Origin of the sequence: Luteococcus sp., from assembly GCF_043424415.1 — a bacterium.
Lineage (GTDB): Bacteria > Actinomycetota > Actinomycetes > Propionibacteriales > Propionibacteriaceae > Luteococcus.
This window is the reverse complement of the sequence record NZ_JBHWOO010000189.1, coordinates 1-3,668: the sequence shown is the minus strand read 5'-3', so window position 1 is coordinate 3,668 and position 3,668 is coordinate 1. Positions and strand designations below refer to the sequence as shown.

5 protein-coding genes are annotated in these 3,668 nt (G+C 68.0%); 1 reads left to right on the top strand and 4 read right to left on the bottom strand.

Annotation, left to right across the window (positions count from 1 at the left end):
* Positions 1 to 279: hypothetical protein (locus ACHFFZ_RS10975; protein WP_394276655.1), on the top strand; the 279-nt coding region annotated here is incomplete at its 5' end.
* On the opposite strand, the gene ACHFFZ_RS10970 is transcribed toward ACHFFZ_RS10975, so the two are convergent.
* From ACHFFZ_RS10970 to ACHFFZ_RS10955, 4 genes are all read right to left on the bottom strand, one after another.
* Positions 210 to 1,271 carry a hypothetical protein gene (locus ACHFFZ_RS10970; RefSeq protein WP_394276654.1) on the bottom strand — a complete coding sequence of 354 codons (1,062 nt, stop codon included), beginning with the start codon at positions 1,269 to 1,271 and terminating at the stop codon, positions 210 to 212. The genes ACHFFZ_RS10975 and ACHFFZ_RS10970 overlap by 70 nt on opposite strands.
* 81 nt (positions 1,272 to 1,352) lie before the next feature.
* Complete coding sequence (locus ACHFFZ_RS10965; protein ID WP_394276653.1) at positions 1,353 to 2,339, bottom strand: IS481 family transposase; 987 nt, start codon at positions 2,337 to 2,339, stop codon at positions 1,353 to 1,355.
* Positions 2,340 to 2,482: 143 nt separating this feature from the next.
* Complete coding sequence (locus tag ACHFFZ_RS10960) at positions 2,483 to 2,869, bottom strand: VOC family protein (RefSeq protein WP_010534680.1); 387 nt, start codon at positions 2,867 to 2,869, stop codon at positions 2,483 to 2,485.
* Between the two features lie 10 nt (positions 2,870 to 2,879).
* The gene (locus tag ACHFFZ_RS10955; protein ID WP_394276652.1) at positions 2,880 to 3,569 is read right to left on the bottom strand and encodes a helix-turn-helix domain-containing protein; all 690 of its coding nucleotides are present in this window, start codon (positions 3,567 to 3,569) and stop codon (positions 2,880 to 2,882) included.
* Between the last annotated feature and the right edge of the window lie 99 nt (positions 3,570 to 3,668).

Sequence of the window (3,668 nt, the reverse complement as noted above, 5' to 3'; positions counted from 1 at the left end):
CCCGTGCACGGCACCTTCGCGCTCACGGTCGAGGACAGGCTCGACGGCGAGTTCATCGCCTACCGCTGGGAGGGCTTCGAGGGCTCCGACGATCCCCGCACCCTCACGCAGTTCTGGGTCGATCCCCTGGACGACGGCTCGTGCATGGTCCGGATGCTGGAATCCGGCTTCCGCGACGGCGGAGCCTCCGATGCCGCGCTGCGGCCGGTCTACGACGACCAGGCAGGCGGCTGGTGCCTGGAGCTGCGAGCGCTGCGCTCGGCCCTCGACGGCTCCTGATCCTCGGTCCGCGCTGAGGCGGCGTCGGCGCCCGACAGCGCAGAGGGGCGGTCGGCCTCCGTCGTCGCCTCGTCACCGGAGGATGGCGTCCGGTCGTCTTCGGTCGTCGCAGATGATGACGGCTGAGCCTGCCAGTCGCGACGCGTGCACCGAGTCCGCCGTGCTGTGCGCAGCGCTCCCACAGCCACCGCGAGGCCGATCAGCAGCGGCACCCACACCTTGGAGTACTCCAGCAGGAAGCCGACCCACTCGGGCAGCTCGATGCTGGGCCAGGGGATCGACGGGAGGTCGATCTCCGGCCAGGGGACGCGGGGCAGGCTGATCTGCGGCCACGGGATGCCGAGATCGGGCAGCAGCCGGCCCAGGAAGCGCCACACCGGATCGAGCAGACGGAGGATCAGCGGCAGCGCCACGATGCCCGCGATCGCCGACCCCGCTCGCCCCAGCCCCTCCATGAGCGGGTAGACCGCGCGCTTCCAGGGCGAGGCCTCCATGGCCGCCTGGCGACGAGCGGCCCGCGATCCTTCCGGCGGTGCGAACTCGGCCACCTGGCTGCCGTCCTTGAAGCGGATGTGGGCGACCCGGGTTCCGCCGCCGACCGCCTTGACCACGATGCGGGGATCGGCGAACGAGAGCAGCAGGGACTTGGCCTCCGGGGCCGGCGCCTGGTCGGGCTGCTCGTCGGAGGATCCGGTGCGGGCGTCGTCGTCCTCCGGGTGAACGGCCACGCGATGCGAGCCGAGCTGCGAGGCCCTTGCGAGCACGCGGGTCCCGCGGAAGAACACGCAGCCCTTCTGCGGGCCCTCCATGTCGTCGCTGCGGAACTGCGGATCGACCTCGGTGAGCTGGGCGCGATTGCCCACCGCCACGCTGAACGGCCCGAGCTGCGGGTGCTGCAGGCGCCAGATCTCCGGTTGAGGCCGCCCCGGCGCAGGCTGCACGACGTCCTGCGGGGCCTGAGCCCCCTCTTGGTTCTGCTGCTCGCTCGTCATGCTCCAGAAGCTACTGAGGACGACCATCTCCGGTCATCGGCCCCCGGGACGACTTCGGGCGCTCATCCTTCTGGAGGGGGCCTAGGTGTACTGCCCGGAGACGTTGATCAATCGCGAGAAGGGCGGGAGGTTCCCGCAGGCCGTGTGCGGCCGGTGATGGTTGTAGTAGTGCAGCCAGTCGTCCAGCTCGCCCCGTCGTTCGGCTCCGTAGGTGTAGCAGCGGGCGTATGCCCATCCGTCGGCCAGGGTGCGGTGGAAGCGCTCGATTTTCCCGTTGGTCTGCGGCCTGTAGGGCCGGGTGCGCTTGTGCCGGATACCGAGTTCGGCGCAGGTGTCGCGCCACAGGTGTGAGCGGTACGCGCCGCCGTTGTCGGATAGGACCCGCTCGACGGTGACGCCGCGGGCGTTGAACCACTCGACGGCTCGGACCAGCACGGCGGTGGCAGTGCGGGCGGTTTCGTCGTCGTGGATCTCGGCATAGGCGACGCGGGAGTGGTCGTCGATGACGGTATGGACGTAAGCCAAGCCCATCAACGGGTCGTAGTGCTTGTTCTTCGGCTTGTCGGGTGTAGCGGCCCGGTTCTTGTCGCCCTGTCGCCGCCCGACGTAGCGCCATCCTCCGCCGTCGGGAATGTTGCCGAGCTTCTTCACGTCGACGTGCAGCATCGACCCTGGGTGATCGTGCTCGTAACGGCGCACCGGTTCTCCCGTGGCGCGGTCGACGTGCGACAGCCGGTTCAAGTGCACGTCTGTAAGGATGCGGTGGACCGTGGACGGGGCTATCCCAAGTCGGCTGGCCAACTGCACCGGCCCCTCCCGTAGTCGCAGGCGAAGACGGACGCAGCGCCTGGCAGTCTGCTGGTTGGTCTTGTTCGGTGAGTGATGCGGCCTGGATGACCTGTCCTGCATTGGCTCGCCGGTGCGGTAGCGGTCGGCCCAGCGCTTCACCGTGGGCCAGGAGACCTGGAACCTGGCGGCGACCTCGCTGATCGGCCAGCCGTCATCGACGACCAAGCGGCCGACGATCAGGCGGTGGCGAGGGGTGAGAGCGGCGTTCGCGTGGGACATGACGAGGCCTTCCTGTGGGCATGCGCCGCCCAGGAAGGCCAGTTGCCGCCGCGGGCGGCGAGATTGTGTGGGTCAGGGCTCATTGAGATGTGCACGAACTCGTGAGCCGTGGCACATGACGGTGTCGAGGGGTGTTCCCCGGCTCAGGCTCCCGGGTAGGAGTCGAGGTTCCACCAGTGGCCATCGAAGTCAGCGACACATGCGTTGCGCCCTCCGTGGGGGGCGTCGTTGGGCTCCGTGACGGTGGTCGCGCCGTGTGCCAGGGCTGCGGCGAAGAGGCTGTCCACGTCCTCATCACTGGCGACCACCAGGTTGCAGATCCCCGGCCCGTAATGCGGGTCATCGTCCCGAACAGACCCGAGCATGATGCCCCCGTTGTCGCGCCAGGCAAGTTGCGCATGGGCCACCAAGGTCGCGTCATCAGGATCCCGCACGATCATGGCGGTGGTGAAGCCGATGGCTTGGAGAAAGTCGATGCCTCGATCGGCGTCTGTATAGCGCAGGCAGTGGAACAGCTGTGGTGTCGTCATGGCTCTAGCCTCACGCCGGAAGCATGTCGGTGTCTTGAAGCAATGGGAAATCGTCCTTCGACTGGCGCAGCGTCCATCCAGTCATCGACTTCCATTCCCGGGACAGGTGCGGTTGGTCGCTGTAGCCGGCCATCGCCGCGACGTCCGAGGGCTGGGCGCCACCCTGGACCAAGTCTTTGGCGTGGGTGAAGCGAGCGATGCGCGCCACCTGCTTGGGCGAGAGACCGGTCTCGAGGTCGAACAGGCTTGAGAGCCGCCGTCTGGACAGGCCAACGTCCTGAGCCAGGCCGGAGATGGGGATCGTGCCTCGGGTCCGATGGATCCGCGCGAGTGCCTCGACCAGGTCTGCGCGCGGTGCATGAGGATGCTGCTCGAGCCTCTTGGTGAGGAATGCCGCCAAGAGGTGGAACCGTCGTGGCCACGTTGACTGCCGCAGCTGGTCGAGCAGGTGCCTGGGCCACGAGAGATCATTCACATCAACCATCGAGCCGGCCAGTTCCCCGGCCGGCAGCCCGAGAAGCCGACGGGTCGAGAGCGGGTGGAGCGACAATTCGAGGCCCTGCTGGCGTCCCCTCGACTGGATCAGAGCCGGAGTGGTGTGCAGACCGGAGACTAGTAGGTCACAGAGATGCCGCGCGTCGCCATGAAGCCAGCCACAGTCGATGGGCTCTGCGAGCGACAGCACCACCGTGACGCCCATCGAGGGAACCCCGTGGTGGACGGTGTCGGTACTGGTGAAGTCGTACCCCACCCAGGAAAGGAGATGGGGGCGCAACCCTTGCGGGATAGCTGGCTGCCA

Bases quoted from the DNA above. Each gene is read 5' to 3' on its own strand.
- ACHFFZ_RS10970 (WP_394276654.1), bottom strand. From the start codon at position 1,271: ATGACGAGCGAGCAGCAGAACCAAGAGGGGGCTCAGGCCCCGCAGGAC.
- ACHFFZ_RS10965 (WP_394276653.1), bottom strand. From the start codon at position 2,339: ATGTCCCACGCGAACGCCGCTCTCACCCCTCGCCACCGCCTGATCGTC.
- ACHFFZ_RS10960 (WP_010534680.1), bottom strand. From the start codon at position 2,869: ATGACGACACCACAGCTGTTCCACTGCCTGCGCTATACAGACGCCGAT.
- ACHFFZ_RS10955 (WP_394276652.1), bottom strand. From the start codon at position 3,569: ATGGGCGTCACGGTGGTGCTGTCGCTCGCAGAGCCCATCGACTGTGGC.